Genomic DNA, 21248 nt, shown 5'->3' with positions numbered 1-21248 from the left:
GCCCAGCCCGCCCTCGCAAGAAGCTAGGGAGGGGGGGACCGGAGGGGAAGCGGGGGGGTCGGCAAGGGTAGGGAACCCTACTTCTTCTGGGCGATGATCCGATCGATCGCCGCCCGGTCCTCGTTGGTGATGCGCTCGCGCGGCGCCGCGGCGGCCTGCTTCGTCGTCCGGTTGACGGCGTCCTTGGCCTCGTCGAGCGCCTCGCGCAGCTCGCCCTTCACCTTGTCCACCTTCGCCGGCTGAACGTGGCGCTTCCACTCCCGCTGCACGTACTCCAGCGGCGTCCGCCCATCGATCTCCCCCGTCGCCAGGAAGACCCCCAGTCCCACCGCACAGCCCGTCCATACCAGGAACTTCAAGAAGCCCATGGTTCACATCCTCCTACTCCCTCTTACACCGGGGAGGGAGAGGGGGCCAGTTTCTGGCAGGAGGAGGGGAAGAGCGCTGACAGCGGGCGGGGGGACCTTTAATGTGCGCCGCCTTGCAGCCCGAAGAGCTCTTCCAGGCCGCCCAGCAGCGTGCGGCGACGATCTCCCTCCCGCGAGCGCAGGAAGCGCAGGAGCAGTTGCGCGCGCAAGCCTTGGCGCTGTTCGCCCGGATTCCGGAGCCACCGGTGTACCACCGGGCGGAGGATCCGGCCCGGAAGGCGGCCGAGGCGCTGTTGCCGGACATGGAGAAGGTGCTGGCGCAGGCGCTGGCGGTGGCGCGCGAGGCGGGGCACTGGGAGGCCACGGAGCGCATCCTCGCGGCGCTGAAGGCGCACGGCGAGGCGCTGTGCCACACGGTGGGCGGGCGGCTGGTGCAGGCGGAGGAGGCGTGGCGGCGGGCGGTGGAGCTGGAGCGCCAGGCGCACCCCACGCGGGCGCTCGGGTCGAAGGAGGCGGTGGCCGCGCCAGTGTACGACCGGACGTCGGGGGCCTCGCGGTACGACCCGAGGCAGGAGTCGGTGGCGCAGGTGAAGCTCATCTGCCCCAACACGGGCTGCAAGCGCATCAACGACTACGGCTTCGTGCCGGGGCCGGGGACGCGCCGCTACGTGTGCCCGGCATGCGGCACGCCGTTCCTCGCGTACTTCGGCGAGCTGCGCGGGCTGGAGATCGAGCACAAGAGCAGCTCGCGGCGCTACTTCTTCACGGTGGACGAGGTGCGGGGCGCGGGCAGCTCGCGCATCGAGTTCGAGGAGGCCAGCGGCGAAGAGTTCCCGGTGGCGCGCAGGGACCTGCTGGTCTTCCTGTACACCGAGGCGCGCGAGCTGAAGGTGGTGCGCAACCTGACGAACGACCGGCTGATGTGGATTTCGCCGGCGGGCGGGTGCTTCGTGGTGACGGCGGCGTTCGGCGAGGGGGCCGCGGAGCTGGTGGCGTTCCGGGAGTTCCGCGACGAGGTGCTGCGGCACCACGGGCTGGGGCGGGAGTTCATCCGGGTGTACTACCGGTATGGGCCCGGGGTGGCGGAGTGGGTGGGGAGGAGGCCGGGGGTGAGGAGGGGAGTGCGGGGGGTGCTGAAGCAGGTGCACCGGGTGTTGAAGACGACGAGGAGCGCAGGCACGTGACGGAGCAGCGGAACGCAGACGCCGGAGGGCCGGAGGGCGTTGGGGGCGCGCGGCCGCCCGAGCGGCAGAGTTGGAGCAAGGTGCTGCTGCTGGTGACGGGGCTGCTGGGCGTGGCGGGGCTGGCGTACCTGGGCGTGCAGGAGGCGCTGAGGGCGCGGCTGGCGTCGGACGGGACGACGGCGCCGTCGATGCCGATGCAGACGTACGACGGCAAGAAGCTGTCGCTGGCGGACTTGAGGGGCAAGGTGGTGATGCTGGACTTCTGGGCGACGTGGTGCCCGCCGTGCCAGGCGGAGATGCCGTCGCTCATCAAGCTGGCGAAGGAGTACGAGTCGAAGGGGCTGGTGTTCGTGGCGGCGAGCCGGGACGAGATGCCGGACGCGCCGCTGTTCGTGGAGGAGTTCGTGGTGAGCCGCATGCCGGAGCTGGCGCCGTACGTGGTGTACGCGCCGGACGAGATGGCGGCGGCGTTCCAGATCACGGCGTTGCCGACGCTCTACTTCCTGGACCGGGAGGGGCGGGTGGTGGACGCGCAGCGGGGAGCCCTGTCGGAGCCGGCGCTGCGCGCGCGGATCGAGCGGGCCCTCGAGCAGTAACGCCCACTCAGAACAGGTGGTTGAAGTCCAGGTAGAAGCCCGAAGTGCCATCACTCGGGCTGACGCCGTAGTCGAGCCGGAGGATGAAGTTGTCCTCCCAGGCAATGCGAAGCCCGCCGCCGCCCGCGTAGCGAAGCCGGCCTCCGTCGAGGAAGCGCAGGTCGGTCCAGGCCTGTCCGGCGTCGAGGAACGAGACGAGGGTGAAGTCCAGCCGCTGGTTCCACGGAGCCACCGAGAGAAACCGCCAGCGCAGCTCCCCGTTGGCCAGCGCCTTCACCTGACCCTGCAGCCGGTTCTTGAGGATGCCGCGCGCGGTGTAGACGCCGCCGATGCCGCCCCAGCCCTCGCGCCACTCCACGCCGCTGAAGGAGGAGAGGAGGAAGAAGGGAACGTCGCCGCCCATGACATCGACGAAGAGGCGCAGGGCGGCAACGAGCCGGTCATCCACCACGGGGTGGTAGAAGCGCAGGTTGGCCGTGGCGCCCCAGTAGGAGAAGGCGCTGCCCGTCACCCCGGTGGCCCCGCGCAGCGCGAGCTCGTGGAACATGCCGCGCACGGGGGCGGGCTCGTTGTCGCGCAGGTCCAACAGCAGGCCCGCGGTCACCTCGGCGGTGCGGAAGGAGGCCGGCGCGTCCGAGTCCTCGCTCAACCCGGTGAGCAGCCCCGCGCGGGCGTCCTCCACCAGCCGCGAGTCCCTCGCCTGTCCCAGGTCCTCCGCGTTGTAGTGCGTGTGCACCGTGGTGAGGCGGAAGCGGTAGCCGAGCGCCACCTGCCAGGGGCCACTCAGGGGCCGGCGCACGTTCAGCATCACGCTCGGCAGGGAGCGCTGCTCGAAGGTGTAGTAGCGCAGGCCGCGGAAGTCCGGGTTGCCCGGGCAGGCGTTCGGGTTGGACTCCAGCGCTCCGCGGTCCTCGCACGTGGCGAAGGCGGGCTCGTACGCCGCCGCGTCTCCCAGGCCGTAGTACGGAGAGAAGCGGTCGTTGAGCAGGCTGACATCCGCCCCCAGGCGCCAGGGGGACGACAGGAATCCGGGCGCATCCACGATGAGGCGGTGCATGCCCACCCCATTCGTCGTCTGGAAGAACTGCGCGACGAAGGCCAGCCGGTAGGGCCGCTGAGTGCCATCGCCCGAGTCCACCACCATCAGCCGCGCGCCATACCCGAACCCCTCGTCGCTGTTGAAGTTGACCAGCGGCAGGCCCTGCACGCCCCAGCCCGTGCGGGGCGCGGGCGCTGGCGCGGGCTCGGGGCGGGGCGTCTCGAGGGCTTCCTGGGGCGCGGCCTCGGGGGCCTCCTCGGCCCATGCGGGAGCGGCGGCCAGCGCGGCGGAGAGCACGACGGCCCACGTCGTCCGATTCGGATGCATGGAAGACTCCAGGTACGTCAGGGCCGCAGCAGCCAGGCCACGGCGAGTCCGAGATAGGTGCCCAGGGCGTAGCCCATGATGCCGGTGGTGAGGCCGGACACCATGAGCTCGCGGTTGCGCAGGGCGCGCGCCACGGGGCCGATGAAGGGGGGGCCGAAGATGGTGGCGGTGGAGGTGATGAGGGCGGTGTCCGCGTCGATGCGGAAGAGGGCGGCGAGGGCGAAGTGCAGCCCCACGGCGAGCACCACCACGGCGGCGCAGAAGACGAAGACGAAGAGGCCCGTGTCGCGCATGCGGCTCGCGTCCGCGAGCGTACCGACGGCCACGCAGAAGACGAGCAGCGCGTAGTCTCCCATGGCGTAGCTGCCCGGCAGCTCACGCACGGAGGGCGAGAAGGACGCGGCCAGGCTCAGCGAGGTGATGAGCAGCAGCACCACGGGCGCCTCCAGCCCGCCGAACACGAGGAGCGTCCCTCCCACGGACACGCCCACGATGAGCGCGGCGAGAAGGAAGGCCCGCGCCATGCCGCGCACCCGGCTCGCGGTGAGCCCCGGAGCCTGCTCGGCCTCCTGCGCCTCGGTGTCATCCCAGCCGGTGGCATTCGGAAAGCGCGGCAGGAAGAGGAGGGCGATCCGCTGGGCCACCGTCACCAGGATGAGGAGGTAGACGGCGCCGACGACGATGTCCGCGGTGTTGAGGAGGATGAGGGTCTCATCGCGGACATGGAGCGCCAGCCCGATGGCGTTCATGTTGGCGGTGCCCCCCGTGTAGACGCCCACCAGCATGCCGGACATCTTCCACCACTCGTCCGAGCGGTCCGACAGGGCGAAGCCCACGACCGTGGCGGCCACCATGGCGGACAGGCACGCGAGGCCGAAGGACAGCAGCGTGGGCCGCGCGAGCCGCATCCACCGGGGCACGTTCGTGGTGAAGAGGAGCAGGGGAATGGCCAGGGGAACGGCGGCCTCGCTCACCGAGAGGCTCAGCCGCTCCTGCAGCCCCAGCCCCGGGATGTTGCCGAGGATGATGCCGAAGGCGTAGCAGACCACCACGGGGCCCACCCAGGCCACGGGCTTGAAGTGGCGCGCGGCGAGCAGGGCGAGCCCTGGGAAGCCGACGAGGGTGAGCACCTGCAGGAACGACGGGAGCCCCATGGCGTTCATGGGCTCACTCCTGCTCGGAGACGTCGTACAGCCCGTCCATGAATTGGAGGATGAAGCCCTCGGCGTCCTTGGGGTCGGGGAGCGAACCGAGCATGCCGTACATGGCGGCGCTGCCATCCGGAGCGGGCTCACCGGAGGCGAGGCTGGCGGCGCACGCGCGCAGGTCCGCGAGGAAGGGCTCCACCACGGCCGCGTGGGCGGGCGTCACCATCAGGTGCAGCGCGGGAGGCATCATCTGCCGGTCCAGCTTCCAGCCGCGCGCCTCCATGGCATCGCCCAGCGCGTAGACGTCCAGGGTGTCCGAGGTGAAGGCGAAGACGCTGAGCGGGGGCCGGCCCAGCAGCTTCAGCCCGGGCACGGCGGTGATGCCCTCGCGCAGGGCCTTCGATGTGTCGAGCACCGTGCGGGCCAGCCGCAGGTACCCCTCCTCGCCGAGGTACTTGAGGATGGCCCAGGCCGCGGCGATGGCGCCACCGGGGCGGGTGCCCGCCATGGAGGGCGAGGCGTAGATGCCGCCGCTCCAGCCGGCGTAGGTGAAGAACTGGTGCCGGCGCAGCTCGGGGGTGCGGTAGAGCACGATGGAGGCGCCCTTGGCGGCGTAGCCGTACTTGTGCAGGTCCGCCGACAGACTGGTGACGCCGGGCACGGCGAAGTCGAAGCCGGGAATGTCGTGGCCGAGCCGCTTCGCGAAGGGCAGGAGGAAGCCGCCGAGGCAGGCATCCACGTGGAAGAGGACACCCTTCTCCTGGGCCATGGCGGCCAGCTCGGAGATGGGGTCCATCACCCCGTGCGGGTAGGAAGGTGCCGAGCCCACCACGAGCACGGTGCGCGGGCCGACGGCGGCGCGCATGGCGGCCACGTCCGCGCGGAAGTCGGGCGCGACGGGGACGTTGATGGGCTTCACCCCGAAGTAGTGCGCGGCCTTCTGGAAGGCGGGGTGGACGGAGGCGGGCAGTACCATCTCCGGCTCGGTGATGCCGCGCTCGGCGCGGGCGAAGTCACGGGCCGTCTTGACGGCCATGAGGATGGACTCGGTGCCTCCGGACGTCATCGTCCCGGCGGCGGTGTCCCCGTGGAACAGCTCCGCCGCGATGGCGAGCACTTCGGCCTCGAAGCGCCTCAGGCTGGGGAAGGCCAGGGGGCTGAGGCCGTTCTCCGACATGAACTCGGTGTAGGCCTCGGCGGCCACGCGGCGGATGTCCTCGCCCGCGTTGTAGACGAGGCTCCACGTCCGCCCCTCCTGCCAGCGCGCATCCTCGGTGCGCATCTGGCGCATCCGTGTGAGCACGTCCTGATGGGGCAGACCCTGGGAAGCCAGGCGGGGGCTCTTCGACATCGCATCTCCGGGAGTGGGGGAGGAAGGTGGCTCCCGGGACTATAGGGGAAAGGCCGTGGACATTGCTCCCACGGCCCCGGCTGGCCCCGGTTACCCGCGCTTGAGGATCTCCATCAGGTGGAAGTCCTTGATGTCCGGGATGAGCGCCGCGGCCTGCTCGCGGATGGCGGGCAGGCGCTTGTAGACGTTGATGCCCGGGCAGGCGGTGCGGACGCAGCTCGCCCCGCGGCCCCAGTCGCGGTGGCCGCAGACGCGGTGATTGACGAGCTGCGGCCGGCACGAGGCGTCCGGCTTGGGATAGGCGGCCCGCTCCAGCGGATTGAGTCCCCAGTACGCCGACTGCAGCGCCGCCATCCGCATCGCGCTGTCCAGGGCCTCGGCGGTGGGCTCTCCCCCCGGCGGGACGTTGGGCGCGCCCGGCTCGAACTGGCCCAGCAGGCACACGCCGATGTTGTGATGGTTGTAGCGGGACACGTGGCCCGCCTCGGTGGCATGGCCTCCGCCACGGCCCTGGTAGACGTTGCCGTACTGGTCCACCAGGTAGTGGTAGCCCACGTCGCCCCAGCCCAGGGTGATGGCGTGGTAGTACCAGACGGCCCGCACCGTCGCGACGGGGTTCTCCGGGTTGTTGGCCCACGCGGTGTGGTGGATGGTCACGAACTGCGTCGGGTACACGCCAGCGTAGGGCTCCCAGTAGTACGGCGAGTCCGGCGCGAAATTCGTGGGACCCCAGCCGTTCGGTCCGTCGCGCAGGATGAGCCGCGCCGTCGGCGCTCCGCCGTTGCCCACGCGGAAGGGAATGGCGTGCCCGCGCGCATCGAGATCCTCCAGGCCCGGCGAGTCCAGCGCATCGATCTGCGTAGCCGTCACGCGGCGCACCACGGGGCTCAGCCGCGTGTCGGTCGTCTCGAGGGTGATGCGGTACTGCATGGCGCTGGCCCGGCCGAACTCCACCGCGTCCGTGAACGTCTCCAGCCCCCGAGGGACCTCCTCGTCACCGCGCGCCTCCATCACGTGGCCCACGGGCGTCCACGGGCCCCACACGGTGCCATCCAGGCTGCCACGCACCTCGAGCTCCAGCGTGGTGCCCTCGGGCACGTCCGCCACCCAGTGCATGCCCACCATGTTGAACCAGCCGGTGGACTGGAAGACCTCGGAGATGAAGGTCCGGCCCGGCTCGAAGGAGCCGTCCGCGGCGCGCGCGAGCTGGAAGTCACCTCCCAGGTACTCGGGGCCGGCCGTCACGGTGCTTCCGTCGTTGCGCGGCAGCGAGTGCCAGTCCTGGGCACGGATGCCAGCGGCCGCCGCGGCGAGGCGCGCGTTGGCGACGCTCGGCCCTCCGAGGAGTATCGCTCCCAGCGCGGCAGTGCCCTGGAGGAAACCACGACGACCGAGCAACGCGGACTTCTGCTTGTGCATGCCATTCTCCGGTGGGGGGAATGGCAGACTACTCGCCGCAAATGAGGCAAGTCACGCTAAAACGGTTTTAGCTGCCAGAGTCGCTCACCGCTTCCCGGCGTCGCCCTCGCCCTTCTTGTCGGCGGGGACGGTGCGCGCGGGGGTCTCGATCTCCGACTTGATGAGGCGGAAGTCGACGCGGCGGTTCTTGGCGCGGCCGAGCGCGGTGGCGTTGGTCGCGATGGGCTTGGACTCACCGAAGCCCTTGGCGCGCAGGCGGCGGGACTCGATGCCCTTGGAGATGAGGTAGTCCATCACGGACTGCGAGCGTCGCTGGGACAGGTTCAGGTTGAGGGTGTCCGAGCCGACGTTGTCGGTGTGACCCTCGATGAGCACGGGCCCGAGCTCGGGGTTGCGGTCGAGCACGATGGCCACCTCGTCGAGCAGCTTGAGGGACTGCTTCTGGATGGTGGCGGAGCCTGTCTCGAAGAGGATGTTGCCCTTGATGCGGATGCGGTCCGACTCGATGACCACGAGCGGCGGGTTGTCGATGGGGCAGCCATCGGCCTCGGGGGGACCGGACTGGTCGGGGCACTTGTCGACGTTGTCGGGCACCTCGTCGCCGTCGGTGTCCGGGCAGCCGTCATAGCTCTTGGGGCCGACCATGAAGGGGCAGAGGTCCTGGCCGTCGGGCACGCCGTCGCCATCCGAGTCGCCGCAGCCCCCATCGGCCTTGGAGCCGGCGGAGTTGGGGCACTGGTCCTCGCCATCCGTGATGCCATCGCCGTCATTGTCCAGCTCCGGGCAGCCGTCATTGTCCCCGAAGCCGTCGAGGTCCTCGGCCTCCATGGGGCATCGGTCGCGCGAGTCGGGCACGCCGTCGCCATCGGAGTCGATGAACGTCTCGTCGTAGCGCAGGCCGAAGATGACGCGCAGCTCCTCGCGGCCGTAGCCGCTGCCGAGCGTCACGCCCCGGCCCACGTTCAGCTCGAAGCCCCAGCCGCCGTAGATGCGGGCGCGCACGCCACCGAGCACCCCCCAGGGCGTCTTGAGCGAGTCGGCCTGGCGGAAGTTGAAGGGGGCGGAGGCGGGCGTGGCCAGGTGCATCTCGGCGATGGCCTGCACGTCGGTGAGGCGGCCGATGTCGGGCAGGTCCACCACGGCCCCGCCGCCGAACGTCACCTCATTGCCCACGTAGAGGTTGAGGTACTGGGCGTGCCGCGGGCGCAGGCGCATGCCCAGGTTGCCAATCACGCGCACCGGTCCGAAGGCGCGCTCCACGGCGAGCCGGGGGGCCACCAGCACGCCCCGCTCCCCGAAGAAGCTGCCCCCATCCCCGGTGGGCAGGCGCACCTCGGCGGAGAGGGCAACGCCGATGGGGAACTCCTCGGGCAGCAGGAGGAAGGCGCGGGGCTGGAGCCTCACGTCCCCGAGGCCGAACCGGGTGACTCCGGCGGCGCCGGGGAAGTCCGGGGCATTGAGGCTGTCGCGCAGCAGCTGGAAGCCATCACCCTGCGTGAGGGTGAAGGGCACGTCCACGGCGAGCTCCAGCCGGCGGTGCAGCTGCCAGGCGAAGAGCGCGTGGGCGTCGAGCCGGTAGGGGAGGAGATCTCCCAGCTTCTCGTCGCCGAGCTTCAGGGCGAGGAGGCCGCGGGTGTAGTCGAAGAGCAGGGAACCCCGGAAACTGCCGGCGGGCTCGGCACTGGCGCCCTCGAGGGCGATGCCGCTCCTCTGGGCAGGGGTGGCCTTCAGCGGCACGGCGTCGAAGCCGCGCGCGAAAGGATCATGGTCCGCCCGTGCCGACATGCCGGCCAGCAGCAGGCACACCACTGCGAGTCGGGTTGCTGCGCTTCGCAAGGACCGCTCCCAGGGAGAGGCCCGGAAATTCGGGCCCTTCTCGTGAGTCGGCTCATACCACCCACTCCCGGGGGGCGAAAGAAAACCCCCGCGAGAGTGCCTGCCTGCTACAGCCCTGCGCTACTTCTCCATGAAGGATTGCGCGGGCACGGCCTGGATGGCATCGGGCCGGATGGGCAGCGGCCAGGAGATGATGGCCTTGTCCTCCTCCAGGAGCGCGGGGGCCTTGGCGGAGGCGTAGGTGATGGGCGAGGGCGGCTGCTGCGCGAGGAGCTTCGTGAGCGCCTCGGCGTCCTGGGTGACGAAGGCGAAGTTGAGGGCCTCGGGGCGCAGCTGCCGGCGGACGGCGGCGTGCACGGACTCGGGAGTCATCTTCGCCAGCGCGTCGCGGTACTGCTCCAGGAAGCCGGGCGTGCCGTAGAAGAGCGAGTCGATGGCGTAGCCGAGCCGGCGTTGATCCGTCTGCTCCCACAGGCGGGTGTAGCCCAGGAGGAAGCCGCGGCTGAGCTCGAACTTGTCCGCGGGAATGCCCTGCTTCACCAGCCGGTCGAGGAAGTAGAGGGTGCCGCGGGTGGCGAACACGCCGTTGGCGGGCACCACGGGGCGGATCCACAGGGTGATGTCCTGCTGGGTGCGCGCGATGTTGGTGCGGTTGTAGGTGGAGCCGGGCTGCTCGATGAAGTGCTCGGCGTAGGCGTAGTCGCCGTAGTTGAGGCCGCGCTTCTCGCGCAGCTCGTTGAAGAGGACGCCGGAGGACTGGCGGTGCTCGCCGAGGTACGAGAGGGCGAGGGCCACGGGGAAGAAGTCCGGATCCCCGCGGCGCAGGGGCGTGACGTAGCCCATGGAGACGGCGGTGGAGAGGGTGGGCTTCTGCACCACGACGGCGCGGCCCCCGGTGGTGGGCACGGCGGGCAGCTCCACGCGCGGGGCGCCGGTGGCCGGAAGCGCGGACAGGCGCGAGACGACGGTCTTCTGGAGCGCCTCGTCCACGGGGCCCGCCAGGCCGATGACGAGCCGGTCCTGGGTGAAGACGCGCGCGGCGTGGGCCTTCACGTCCTCCAGGGTGATGGACTCGAGCCCCTTCTCGGTGCCTCCCACGAAGTGCGCGTAGGGGTGGCCCTGGAAGAGGAGCGCGTCGAGCGCCACCTTGCCGAGCAGCTCGTCGTTCTCGCTGCGCAGCCCGTTGCGCACGTCGCTGAGGGCCCGCGCGCGCAGCCGCTCGAACTCCTGGGGCGACAGGCGCGGCTTGAGGAGCACGTCGGTGAAGATGTCGAGGAAGCGCGGCAGGTGGTCCTTGTGGACGCGGCCGGCGAAGACGGTGAACTCCTTGTCGGTGGAGGAGCTCAGCTCGGCGGCCATGGGGAAGAGGACGTCGAGCAGCTGCGCCGAGGTGAGGCTCTGCGTGCCGCCCTCGGCGAGGAGATCCGCGGTGAGGGAGGTGAGGCCCTCCTTGCCCTTCGGGTCATCCACCGAGCCCGAGTGGAAGACGAGCCGGAAGCTGACGATGGGGCTGGCCGGGTTGGCCTGGACGACGAGCTGCAGGGGCTCGGGGCGCTTGAGGGGCGCGGCGGGCACGGAGGTGGGCGCTGGAGGCTCGGCGGGAGCCTGCGCCCGCGGCTGCTCGGCCTGGGGCGGGGGCGCCTCGGGAGCGGGCGCGGTGGGCGAGGTGGTGGCGCAGCCGCCGAGGCACAGCACGGCGCAGAGGGCGAGGGAGCGGGACATGAGGGGACGCATCAGTTCTGGCCTCCGGCCTTCTTGGGGGTGAGGGTGAGCTGGGTGCGGTTGGCGGCGGTGAGGTACTTCTTGGCGAAGGTGATCAGGTCGCCCGGCTTCACCTCGGAGACCTTCTGGTAGTGGCGGGCGAGCGCGTCCGGCGTGCCGTAGATGCCGGCGTACCAGGAGAGCTGGGTGGCCACGGACTTGGCCGTCTCCATGCTCATGAGGAGGCCGTAGCGGGTGTTGCTCTTGATGGCCTCGACGCGGCCGGCGTCCACCTTGCCGGTGGCGAGCTCCCTCACGGCGGCGTTGAAGGCGTCGCGGACGGCGCCGCGGTGCTTCTCCTCCTGGAGGACGGCGACGAGGCTGAAGAGGTGCGGATCGCGGTGGAGGGAGAAGTCGCTGCCGATCTGCTGGGCGAACTGCTTGTCCAGCACGAGCTCCTTGTAGAGCGGGCTGGTGGGGCCGACGAGGTAGTCGGCGAGCACCGTCTGGATGGCGGCGTCGGAGGTCTCGAGCCGGGCGGCCGGGGTGTGCCAGGCGAACATCTGGCGCGGCTGGGTGCTCTGGGGCCAGTCGATGTGGACGGAGCGCTCCTTGGTCTGGGGCGGCTCGGCGGGCACGTTGACGGTGGCGCTCTTGCGGTCCCACGGGCCGTAGTGCTTGCGCACCGCCTGCATGAGCGTGTCGTCGTCGAAGTCACCGACGATGACGAGCAGGACGTTGTCCGGGGTGTACCAGCGCTCGAAGAAGGTGCGGCTGTACTGGTAGGCCTGGGGCATGGCCTTGATGTCGTCGTAATAGCCGAGCGTGGTGTGCCCGTACGTGTGCTTCGTGAAGGCGGTGCGGCCCAGCTCCTCCTCGATCTTCAGGTACGGCTGGGCGGCGTTCTTGTGGTACTCGCCGAGCACGGCGAGCGCCTCGGTCTGGAAGGAGGGCTCCGAGTACTCGAGGTTGCGGAAGCGGTCGGCCTCGATCTCCACCAGCTTCTCCAGGCCGGCGGCGGGGCCGTACGAGTGGTAGAGGGTGATGTCGTCGGTGGTGAAGGCGTTGTCGTCGAAGCCGTAGGTGCTGATGACCTTCTCGCGCTCGCCCTCGGGGAAGTTCTTCGTGCCCTTGAACATCATGTGCTCGAAGAAGTGGGCGAAGCCGGTGCGGCCCGGCTCCACCTCGTTGCGCGAGCCGACGCGCACCACCGTCTGGTAGGCGATGAGGCCCGGCGAGTTGAAGGGCACGCGGACGACCGTGAGCCCGTTGGGCAGGCGATCGACCTTCATGGGGTAGGGGAAGAAGGGGGAGGCGGCCTGCTCGGCGGCGGCGGCGGGGAGGGCCACTGCCAGCAGGAGCAGCAGGAGGGGGATGAAGCGGCGTTGCATGCGTGTCCTCAGGTCGCTGAAGCACCCCCGAGGTGGGGGGCGAGGGAACGGCGCAGCCTACTTGCTATTCCCACGAGCGGGCGGGCGGGGGGAGGGGGCCGTTGGAGGACGACATCGCGAGGCGTCAGAAGGATTGACCGGGCGCCGTCAGCGGTTAAGGTAGATGGAGTAACGAAGCAGCAAGCGAAGTTGAAGTGCCCGAAGGGGGCGACCTGGTTTCGACGGGGGCATGGAAGTTCGAGACGCGTGCCGAGCTTGTTAGTTCGCTCGTAAAACCACTGACACAGACACAAAAGCCAACGACAACGTTGAGCTCGCGCTGGCTGCCTAACTAGCAGTTTCCTAGTGCGCGGTCCCCCCGCTCTCGGCCCGTGGGGTGGGGTAGGACCGTCATAATGCGGGCTGGCCGTCGAGGGTGCCTGGACTCTCGGCGGTGAGATCATCCAGGACCGGCTCACAGAATCCCGTCCGTGGGAGTCTGGGGGACGTAACAAATCGCGGACTACGCACGTAGGGTCAAAGGACGGAAGGCTTTCGGACGCGGGTTCGATTCCCGCCGCCTCCACATTCAGAAGCCCAGCAATCTCACCGGGTTGCTGGGCTTTTTCTTTGCCCTCGGTGCCTCATGTGCCCTCGGTGTCGGGCCAAGACGCGGCGCCCTCGGCCTGTCCTTCCCCGGCCCGGGCGTCCAGCACCACCCGGCCCTCCTTCATGACGAACCGGACCTGCTCCAGCGCGCCCAGGTCCTTCAGCGGGTCCCCCTTCACCGCGAGCACGTCCGCGAGCTTGCCGGCTTCGAGGGAGCCGAGCCGGTCGTGCAGGCGAAGCAGCTCCGCCGCGTTCACCGTCGCCATGCGCAGGATGTCCACCGGTGACAGGCCCGCCTCGGCATAGGCGGTGAGCACCCGCCGGCTGGCCTGTCCCCGCGTCAGCCCCGGTATCGCCCCGTACATGTCCGAGCCCGCGGCGAGCGGCACTCCCGCCGCCGCCGCGCGACGGAGGCGCTCGTGCTGCCGGGCAATGCCCTTCTTGCAGCGCTCCTCCAGGCGGCGCCGGAGCTCCGGGTCGGCCGCCGTCGCCCCGGCGCTGACGCAATCCGCCGCCGCGATATCGGTGGGCACCAGGAAGATGCGCTTGCGCGCCATGGCCGCCAGCACGTCCTCGGGCAGCGAGTACGCGTGCTCGACGGAGTCCACTCCCGCCTGGACCGCGAGGCGCACGCTGTCGTCGTTCGTGGCGTGCGCCGCCACCGGGCGCTTGCGGCGGTGCGCCTCCTCGGTGATGGCCTTGAGTTCCTCCAGGGTGAGCAGGTTGGGGCCGTTGTCGATGATGACCTTGATGCAGTCCGCGCCGTCATAGAGCGCCTGCCGCACCGCGCGCCGGGCCGCCTCCACGCCCGAGACGGTGGCGTACTCCTCCTCGATGAGGCCCTGCGCCAGCGGCTGGAGCGTGTCCATCTGCCCCCCGGGCGGCGCGAGCGCGCGGGTACACGCGGAGAGGCGCGGCCCCGTTACCCAGCCCTCCTGGATGGCCTTGCGTAGCGCCACGTCCCCATTCCGACCGGAGTTGCCCAGATCGCGCACCGTGGTGAAGCCGGCTTCCAGCATCTCGCGGCCCAGCTTCGCGCCCAGCAGCGCGCGCTCGGCGGTACTCGTCCGGGCCACGTAGTCCAGGAGGGAGCCATCGCTGTCCAGCGGGACCTCCAGCAGCAGGTGCGAGTGCGCGTCCACCAGCCCTGGCAGGAGGGTGACGTCGCCCAGGTCGATGACCCGCGTTCCTGGAGGAATGGGGAGGCGGGTGCCCACGGCCTGGATGCTCGGTCCCTCGATGAGGACGACCGCGTCCGGCAGGAGCCGGGCGTTCTTCCCGTCGAAGAGTCTCGCGGCGCGCAGCGCGAGGCGCGCGGGCCCCTGGGCGTCGGGCGCCTGGCCCCGGGCGGGCCCCGAGAGACTCCAGAGCAGGACCACTCCAACGACCGCCAGCAATCGCCTGGAAAAAGAAGACATCACGCGGCTCCTCGGCAGGGGGCTCCCCACCCTCCACCGGTCGCCGCGTGAAGACAAGCCACTTCCCTGCAGGGAGGTGACGCGCGCCACGCAGGCCCTGCCGCCGTGCCCTGCTTGACCCTGTGGGGCCGCATGTGTCCCCAGTTTGGGGTTTCCTATCGCCTTGTCTGCGGGTTCGATTCCCGCCGCCTCCACTGGATGAAGCAAAAGCCCCGGGCGCCATCAGGCGAGCCGGGGTTTTCTTTTTCCGCTGAAGCCGCCGCGAGCAGCCGTCCACCACCTGCCTTGCCTCAGCGTGTTGCTTCACACCTGCTCGAGGGAGTCCCCATTGTCCGTGAGTGGGGGGGGTTCATCGGCAATGCGCACCGTGGACACGACCGCTCCCCGATGGGAACCACCGTCGACGTTGGAGGAGTACCAACTCGTCCGCTCGCTCGGGCAGGGGGCGATGGGTGAGGTCTACCTCGCCCAGGACACCCTGCTGGATCGGCTCGTCGCGGTGAAGTTCCTCTCCGGAGTCTCTCCGGACGAGTGGCAGCGCGAGCGCTTCCGCACCGAGGCGCGGGCGGTCGCCCGGCTGCAGCACCCCAACATCGTCGCCGTCCATCGCATCGGCGAGGTGCAGGGCCACCCCTTCCTGGTCTCCGAGCTCATCCGCGGCAACAGCCTCGACAAGCTGTCGACGCCCGTGCCCTCGGAGAAGGCGCTCGGCATCGGCATGGGGCTGGCCCGAGGGCTGGCGGCGCTGGCCTCCGTGCCCGGGCTGGACGAGGCGCGGGTGGCCGACGCGGTACGTGCTGGACCCTGGGCGCTGGGGCGGCTCCTGCGGGCTCGCGAGGACGCCCACGACACCCTCCTCTTCGTGGACCAGCTGGAGGAACTGCTCACCCTGGCCGCGCCGGAGGAGGCCGCCCTCGTCGCCGAGTCCCTGGGCATGTTGGCCGAGGGGATTCCCGGCGTGCGGCTGCTGGCCACCGTCCGCGGGGACTTCATCACCCGGCTGGCGGCACTGCCCGGCCTGGGCGCCAGGCTCTCCGGTGCGTTGTACCTGTTGCTGTCGCTGCCGGAAGCGGGGTTGCGCGAGGCCATCACCGAGCCAGCGCGGGCCCGGGGGTTCGCCTTCGAGTCGGAGGCGCTGGTCGACACGCTGGTGGTGGCGGGCCGTGCCGAGGGCGGGCTGCCCCTGCTCCAGTTCGCCCTCGCGGAGCTGGAGGGCTACGTCTACGCGAAGACGCCGCCCATGAGTGTGCCCATGCTCCACTTCTGGCAGCGCAAGGACAGCTACGTGACCACCACCGGCAACTTGGGGCCGCAGGGCTATGACGACCTCGGCTGGACGGGGTATCTGCCCGCACTGAGCGACTCCGCACAGATGGAGTAGCGCGCCCCCGCTGGAGGTCCCCGGTCCAACTCAGGCCGCGTCGAGTGGCTCGCGCGCCGAGAGCCACGCCCGGGGGATGGACTCGCGCCCCGCGCTCAGTGCGACGATGCCGCCCACGATGGCGCAGGTGGTATCGCGGTCCCCCATCCCCGCCACCGTGCTCCAGAGCGCCTCCTCATAGCTGTCCAGGTGCCGGGCCGCGCACCACACCGAGAAGGGGACGGTGTCCTGCGAGATGACGCGCTGCCCGCTGCCCAGCGCCCGGGCCGCGGACGTGGGCGTCGCCTCGAGCGGCCACTCGCGCGCCTTTTCCAGTCCCGCCCGGGTCTCACCCGGGGGCGTGTGGTCGAGGACGGCATCGAAGAGTTGGCGCGCGGGCAGGCGTGTCTCCCGCCATCGGTGCGCCCACGCGGCCGCCACGGCGATGGCGATGGCCCCTGCCTGTCCCTCCGGGTGGAAATGCGTCACCTCCGCCGAGGCCCGCGCCTCGGACACCACCCGTCCGAGGTCATCCGCGAACCAGGCTCCCAGCGGCGCTATGCGCATGGCCCCACCGTTGCCCATGGAGCCCGTGCCCTCGAAGACCTCGGAAGACACCTCTCGCCAGGGCAGCCCCAGGTGGAGCTTCTGCAGGATGTCGTGCGCGGTGGCGCCGTAGCCCCGGCGTGGATTCCTCCGGTAGCGCTGGCCGAACAGCCGCGCCAGCGCGTCCTGGTCGATGCGCCCGTGCTCCTCGAGCACGCGCACGATGGCGAGCGCCATCTCCGTGTCGTCCGTATAGCGCCACGGCTCGCGCGGCAGGGCCCGCTCCTCCACCATCGTCCGGGCGACGGCTGGGGACACGAAGAAGCACTCCCCGAACGCGTCTCCCACCGATAGTCCTTCGAGTGAGAGGCGGGCGCGCTCCCGGCGCGCGGCGAGGTCAGCGGACTTTCCGGGCGTCGTCATGCTCCCGGTTCTCCGGCATCCGGCATGTAAGTGTCAAGTCAACACCAACTCCACCGTCACGTACGCCAGCACCTGCCTGGGGCTTTCGCGCATGAGCCAGGTATGCTGAGTTCAAACCCAGGGTGAGCTACCCATCAGGCGCAACGCCCTGCGGTGGCCTGCCAGCGGAGGGAGGGCCGATGAAGAAGTGTTTCGATTGCGGGGCCGAGTGTCAGCCCGATGCCAGGTTCTGCCCCCAGTGCGGCCGTAACTTCCGGGCTGCAAAAGGCGGCAGGGGCCGGAAGCCGCCGGAAGCCGCCAGCCCTCGAGGCGGCGGCTACCCTCACAGCGAATCCATTGACGCATGGGAGGAGCTCAAAGCCAGCAAGCGCAACAGAGCCATGTGGATCTTCGCGGTTGGGGCGGGGCTCACCGCGGTCGCTACCGCCAGCGTTGGGTTCGAGGCCGCGCCCTTCGGCGGCGTGCTCACCCTCATCGTGATCATGCTCTCGATGCGTGTGAGCGCATCGAACTACTACTCAATCCCGCACTCGAACGATGCCGAGGGTGAACACCGGTGCATCTTCTGCGGCAATCGCGGCATCTGGCGCAAGGGGATCTATCGTACCAACGACAAGATCGCCAACTGCTCCAAGTGCAAGGCACAGCTCTTCTACGAATGAGGCGCTCGCCCGCGACGATGACCGCCTGCAATGGGGCGACCGGTCGCAACCGGGACCTGTTCTCGTTCATCATCACGCCGGGCTACCTGCTCAACCACCTCCTCTTTCAGGAGGTGGTGGGCCGCTACCTCCAGGAGCTGCGCAAGAGCGCCTGAGCCAGGAGGAGCGCGGAAACGACCACCCCGCCGCGACGAGCGGCCTCCGGGCTCACCAGCGGACGGGCAGCGAGTCGAACCCACGGAACAGCAGGCTGTTGCACTTGAGGCGCGGGGGCCGCTGCTCGTCGAGCCGGAGCTCCGGCATGCGGCGCAACAGGGTCCGCAGGGCCAGCTCCAGCTCGCGGCGGGCGAGCCCGGCTCCGAGGCACATGTGGGGCCCGAAGGCGAAGGCCACGTATTTGTTGTTCTGGCGGGTGATGTCGAAGCGGTCTGGGTCGGCGAACACGTCCGGGTCCCGGTTGGCGGCGGCGATGCCGAGGAACACCAGTTGGCCCTTGCGCAGGGTGCGCCCGCGCAGCTCGAGGTCTTCCGCCACCACGCGGTGCATGAAGGGCACAGCGGGGGTGTAGCGCAGCAACTCCTCGACGGCCGTCTTGCACAGCTCCGGCTGCTGCTTCAGTTGCTCGAGCTGCTCGGGGTGCGTCAGCAGTTCGTACACGCCGTTGCTGAGCTGGTCGATGGTGGTGACGTGCCCGGCGGTGAGGATGAGGACGGCATTGGATACCAGCTCCTGGGTGCTCATCCGGCCCTGCTCCTCGTAGCGCAGCAGCAGGCTGAGCAGGTCATTGCCAGGGCGCTCGCGGCGCGCCTCGATGACCGCCGTCAGGTAGCGCGAGAGCTGGGCCGAGCCCTCGTTGGCCCGGAGCGCCGCGCTCCTCACGTCCCCCACCGCGGCGCCAAAGAAGGTGGCCGTGTCGTTGGACCACCGCTGGAAGCGCTCATGGTCTTCGGCGGGAATGTCGAACAGCTCGGTCATCACGAGCGCGGGGAGGGGCTCGGAGAGGTCCACGGCCGCGTCCATCCACCGCTGCTCCTGGACGCGGTCGAGCAGCGAATCGACGATGCGCTGGATGGTGGGACGCCATCCGTCGATGAGCGCGGAGGTGAAGCCCGTGTTGGCCTGCCGGCGGAGGCGGGTGTGCTCGGCGCCGTCCTTCATGAGCATCATTCCCTCCGACACGCGGAGGTAGTCCTTCACCAGCTCCGGCCCGAGTCCCCCGAGTTGGTGCTCGGCGAAGAGCTGGGTGCGGTTGGCGCTCAGGCGCGGGTCGCGGAAACACCCGGTGACATCCTCGTGGCGGGTGACGAGCCAGGCCTGGAGCGACTCCGACCAGTGGACCGGGTCCTCCTGCTGCAGTTGCCGGTACATGGGCCAGGGATTGCTCAGGGTTTCGGGAGTCAGGAGCGCGGGCGCTGCGGACGAGGGCATGGGTCCTCACAAAGGGGTCGATTCAGACGTTGTCTTTGTGGAAGGGGCGCGTCCCGCTTGTGACGGGAGCCCGGCTCTTTTGCGCTGGATGGAGCCGGGGCCGGAGGAGGGAAGCCTGTGCCTGGCCGTACGGAGGGGAGGGCGACGAAGGAGCACACGCCTGGAACGGTGGTCTGAAGCGGAAGTCACGCCATTCAGCATTGCTGCTCATCGCGGCGACCCTCTTTTCCAGCAACCAGCCATCCCCGATGTTCTGCTTCCCGGCGCTGACACACGGGCGGAGGCATTGCTCGCTCGAAGGTGAGGTGCACCGTGAAGCGTATGCAGCTGTTCGAGTTCGAAGACTTCCGCTGGTTTCCCGCGGCCCTGAGGGATTGCATGACGCAGTACATCCCGGTCATGCACAGGCTGCTGGGAACGGAGCGGGAGCTGACGCCGCTCCTCGCACGCGCCCTGCAGCATTCGGGAACGAATCAAATCATCGATCTGTGCTCAGGAGCCGGGGGCCCACTCCCCTGGGCACTGGAGCGGCTCGAGCAGGAGCATGGGCTGCGTCCGCAGGCGACGATGACCGACCTGTATCCCAACACCCACCGTGCCGCGCACTTCAACGAAGGGCCGCGGTCCGCACAGCTCCGGTATCAGCTCGAGCCGGTCGATGCGGGTAAGGTGCCAGAGGGGCTGCAGGGGGTGCGGAGCATGCTCTGCAGCTTCCACCACATGCCGCCACCGGTGGCCCGGCGCATCCTCGAGGATGCCTTCACGAAGCGGCAGCCGCTCTGCGTCTTCGAGATGAGTGACAACTCTCAACCGCGCTGGATGTGGTGGACAGCGGTTCCGGTGGGCGTGCTGATGGTCCTGGTCCTCACGCCCCTCATCCGTCCGCTGCGCCTTCGCCAGCTGCTCTTCACCTACCTCCTTCCGATTCTCCCGCTGGCCATTGCCTGGGATGGCGCCGTGTCCAATGCGCGCACCTACACCCCGGATGATCTCCGCGAGCTGCTCACGGGACTCGAGGCTCCGGACTACACCTGGGAGGTCGGCGTGCGGAAAACGCGCGGTGCCGGGATGGTGTACCTGCTCGGCCTGCCGAAGCGGGAGCAGGGCTCCGCGGCCGCCTGAGCGCCGGCATTCTGACTCCTGGCCTATACCCCCAGGCATCGAAGTTCTAAGGTCGGAGCCCTACCCTGCGAAGGAGCGCTCCATGACGGCCAGTCCCCTGTTCGCGGAGGGAGAGACGCTATGGTCTCCCCACGTGCGCGCCAACCCGTTCCCGCTCTACAAGCGCATGCGGGAGGAGTTCCCCGCCGCCCGGATCACGGATCCAGCGACGGGGATGCACTTCTGGCTGCTGACGCGCTACGCGGATGTGGTCTCGATCGTGAGGGACCCGCGCTTCACGCAGGATCCCTCCCGCCTGCCCGACGAGGTCCGGCAGCGCTACTTCAGCCATAAGAACAGGGCCCTCAGCCAGCATCTGGTGACCGCGGATCCGCCGGACCACACGCGGAGGCGCTCGCTGGTGTCCAAGGCCTTCACCCCGCGCCGCATCGAGGAGCTGCGCCCGCGCATCATGGCGATCTGCTCGGCGCTGCTGGAGAAGCTGAAGGCCCAGGGCTCCGGGGCGGACTTCCTCGAGGTGCTCGCCTTTCCGCTGCCCGTCATGGTCATCACCGAGCTGTTGGGGATTCCCTCGGAGGACCAGGACCGGTTCCGCGAGTGGTCGCAGACGTTCTTCACCCCTCCGTCGAAGGACGCCCAGGAGAAGACCCGCGAGGTCCACCAGCTCTTCATCAAGTACCTGGAGGACCTCTTCGAGCAGCGCCGTCAGCAGCCCGGGGACGATCTGATCAGCGCGTTGCTCGCCGTGCAGGAGCAGGGGGAGCGGCTGAGCGCCGAGGAGCTGACGAGCATGGTCTTCGTTTTGCTCGTCGGCGGTTACGAGACGACCGGGAACCTGCTGGGCAACGGCCTGCTGGCGCTGTTGCAACATCCGGAGCAGCTCCAACGGCTGCGGGAGGATCGCTCCCTCATCCCCTCGGCGGTGGAGGAGATGCTGCGCTACTGCGGCCCGTTCGAGCTGAGCATCCTGCGCTTCCCGAAGGAGGACCTGGAGCTGCACGGCCAGCGCATCCAGGCCCATGAGGCCGTCCGGGTGAACTACCTGGCCGCGGATCGGGATGCAGCGCAATTCCCCGATCCGGACCGGTTCGACGTGGGGCGCACGCCCAACAAGCACGTGGCCTTCGGTCATGGCATCCACTTCTGTCTGGGAGCGCCCCTGGCCCGCCTGGAGGCCATCGTCGCCTTCGAGGTGCTGCTGGAGCGGCTCCCGGAGCTGCGTCTGGCCACGGCGCCCGAGACGCTCGCGTGGCGCCCGAGTGCCCAGTCTCGTGGGCTGGTGAGCCTGCCCGTGGCGTTCTAGTCCCACCCCGGTTCCGAGAGGCGGTGAACGCTCCTATG

Annotated in this window: 18 protein-coding genes and 1 other RNA gene; 8 read left to right on the top strand and 11 right to left on the bottom strand. The window is 69.8% G+C overall.

All coding sequences use genetic code 11. The annotated features are described in order from the left end of the window. Positions 1–77: 77 nt before the first annotated feature. Entirely contained in the window at positions 78–368 is a 291-nt protein-coding gene (locus NR798_RS35315; protein WP_375766947.1) for a hypothetical protein, read from the bottom strand. A gap of 113 nt (positions 369–481) precedes the next feature. Here NR798_RS35315 and NR798_RS35310 point away from each other — a divergent pair, with 113 nt between their 5' ends. Continuing rightward, on the top strand, positions 482–1552 hold the full coding sequence (locus NR798_RS35310) for a CFI-box-CTERM domain-containing protein (RefSeq protein WP_375766946.1): 1071 nt from the start codon (positions 482–484) through the stop codon (positions 1550–1552). Beyond that, positions 1549–2148: a TlpA family protein disulfide reductase gene (locus tag NR798_RS35305; protein ID WP_375766945.1), complete on the top strand. Its 600-nt coding sequence runs from the start codon at positions 1549–1551 to the stop codon at positions 2146–2148. Before NR798_RS35310 ends, NR798_RS35305 begins: the two co-directional genes overlap by 4 nt. Before the next feature lie 7 nt (positions 2149–2155). Here the strand turns inward: NR798_RS35305 and NR798_RS35300 are convergent, their stop codons facing one another. The 7 genes from NR798_RS35300 to NR798_RS35270 form a co-directional block, all read right to left on the bottom strand. Continuing rightward, positions 2156–3514, bottom strand: a complete 1359-nt coding sequence (locus tag NR798_RS35300) for a BamA/TamA family outer membrane protein (protein WP_375766944.1) — start codon at positions 3512–3514, stop codon at positions 2156–2158. Positions 3515–3531: 17 nt separating this feature from the next. Further along, positions 3532–4677 (bottom strand): DUF819 family protein, encoded by a 1146-nt coding sequence (locus tag NR798_RS35295; protein ID WP_375766943.1) that lies wholly within the window; start codon positions 4675–4677, stop codon positions 3532–3534. A 4-nt stretch (positions 4678–4681) separates the two neighbouring features. Then, on the bottom strand, positions 4682–6013 hold the full coding sequence (locus tag NR798_RS35290; protein ID WP_375766942.1) for a pyridoxal phosphate-dependent decarboxylase family protein: 1332 nt from the start codon (positions 6011–6013) through the stop codon (positions 4682–4684). Positions 6014–6103: 90 nt separating this feature from the next. Beyond that, the gene (locus tag NR798_RS35285; protein ID WP_375766941.1) at positions 6104–7432 is read right to left on the bottom strand and encodes a peptidoglycan recognition family protein; all 1329 of its coding nucleotides are present in this window, start codon (positions 7430–7432) and stop codon (positions 6104–6106) included. Positions 7433–7516: 84 nt separating this feature from the next. Then, positions 7517–9217, bottom strand: coding sequence for an OmpA family protein (locus NR798_RS35280; protein ID WP_375773871.1), 1701 nt, complete (start codon positions 9215–9217; stop codon positions 7517–7519). Positions 9218–9388: 171 nt separating this feature from the next. Further along, complete coding sequence (locus NR798_RS35275; RefSeq protein ID WP_375766940.1) at positions 9389–11002, bottom strand: M16 family metallopeptidase; 1614 nt, start codon at positions 11000–11002, stop codon at positions 9389–9391. Then, complete coding sequence (locus tag NR798_RS35270; RefSeq protein WP_375766939.1) at positions 11002–12360, bottom strand: M16 family metallopeptidase; 1359 nt, start codon at positions 12358–12360, stop codon at positions 11002–11004. Before NR798_RS35270 ends, NR798_RS35275 begins: the two co-directional genes overlap by 1 nt. Before the next feature lie 203 nt (positions 12361–12563). Here NR798_RS35270 and ssrA point away from each other — a divergent pair. Next, positions 12564–12928, top strand: a transfer-messenger RNA (tmRNA) gene (ssrA, locus tag NR798_RS35265). A 55-nt stretch (positions 12929–12983) separates the two neighbouring features. Here the strand turns inward: ssrA and NR798_RS35260 are convergent. Continuing rightward, entirely contained in the window at positions 12984–14366 is a 1383-nt protein-coding gene (locus NR798_RS35260; RefSeq protein ID WP_375766938.1) for an amidohydrolase family protein, read from the bottom strand. A gap of 406 nt (positions 14367–14772) precedes the next feature. Here NR798_RS35260 and NR798_RS35255 point away from each other — a divergent pair, with 406 nt between their 5' ends. Continuing rightward, on the top strand, positions 14773–15747 hold the full coding sequence (locus tag NR798_RS35255; protein WP_375766937.1) for a protein kinase: 975 nt from the start codon (positions 14773–14775) through the stop codon (positions 15745–15747). A gap of 30 nt (positions 15748–15777) precedes the next feature. On the opposite strand, the gene NR798_RS35250 is transcribed toward NR798_RS35255, so the two are convergent. Further along, positions 15778–16695 (bottom strand): ADP-ribosylglycohydrolase family protein, encoded by a 918-nt coding sequence (locus tag NR798_RS35250; RefSeq protein ID WP_375766936.1) that lies wholly within the window; start codon positions 16693–16695, stop codon positions 15778–15780. 179 nt (positions 16696–16874) lie between these two features. Here NR798_RS35250 and NR798_RS35245 point away from each other — a divergent pair, with 179 nt between their 5' ends. Both NR798_RS35245 and NR798_RS35240 read left to right on the top strand, forming a co-directional pair. Then, entirely contained in the window at positions 16875–17357 is a 483-nt protein-coding gene (locus NR798_RS35245) for a hypothetical protein (protein ID WP_375766935.1), read from the top strand. Next, a complete protein-coding gene (locus NR798_RS35240; RefSeq protein WP_375766934.1) occupies positions 17354–17512 on the top strand; it encodes a hypothetical protein in 159 nt (52 codons plus the stop codon). Before NR798_RS35245 ends, NR798_RS35240 begins: the two co-directional genes overlap by 4 nt. A 52-nt stretch (positions 17513–17564) precedes the next feature. Here the strand turns inward: NR798_RS35240 and NR798_RS35235 are convergent, their stop codons facing one another. Next, positions 17565–18785, bottom strand: coding sequence for a cytochrome P450 (locus tag NR798_RS35235; protein WP_375766933.1), 1221 nt, complete (start codon positions 18783–18785; stop codon positions 17565–17567). Between the two features lie 321 nt (positions 18786–19106). Between NR798_RS35235 and NR798_RS35230 the strand changes: the two genes are divergently transcribed. Together NR798_RS35230 and NR798_RS35225 are read left to right on the top strand one after the other, a co-directional pair. Then, the gene (locus NR798_RS35230) at positions 19107–19907 is read left to right on the top strand and encodes a hypothetical protein (RefSeq protein WP_375773870.1); all 801 of its coding nucleotides are present in this window, start codon (positions 19107–19109) and stop codon (positions 19905–19907) included. 82 nt (positions 19908–19989) lie between these two features. Then, positions 19990–21210, top strand: a complete 1221-nt coding sequence (locus NR798_RS35225; RefSeq protein WP_375766932.1) for a cytochrome P450 — start codon at positions 19990–19992, stop codon at positions 21208–21210. Positions 21211–21248: the final 38 nt, after the last annotated feature.

The organism is Archangium gephyra (assembly GCF_042230915.1).
In the GTDB taxonomy this organism is placed as follows: Bacteria; Myxococcota; Myxococcia; order Myxococcales; family Myxococcaceae; genus Archangium; species Archangium gephyra_B.
Note: the sequence above shows the minus strand (reverse complement) of the source record. Positions and strands in the feature narration are given on the sequence as shown.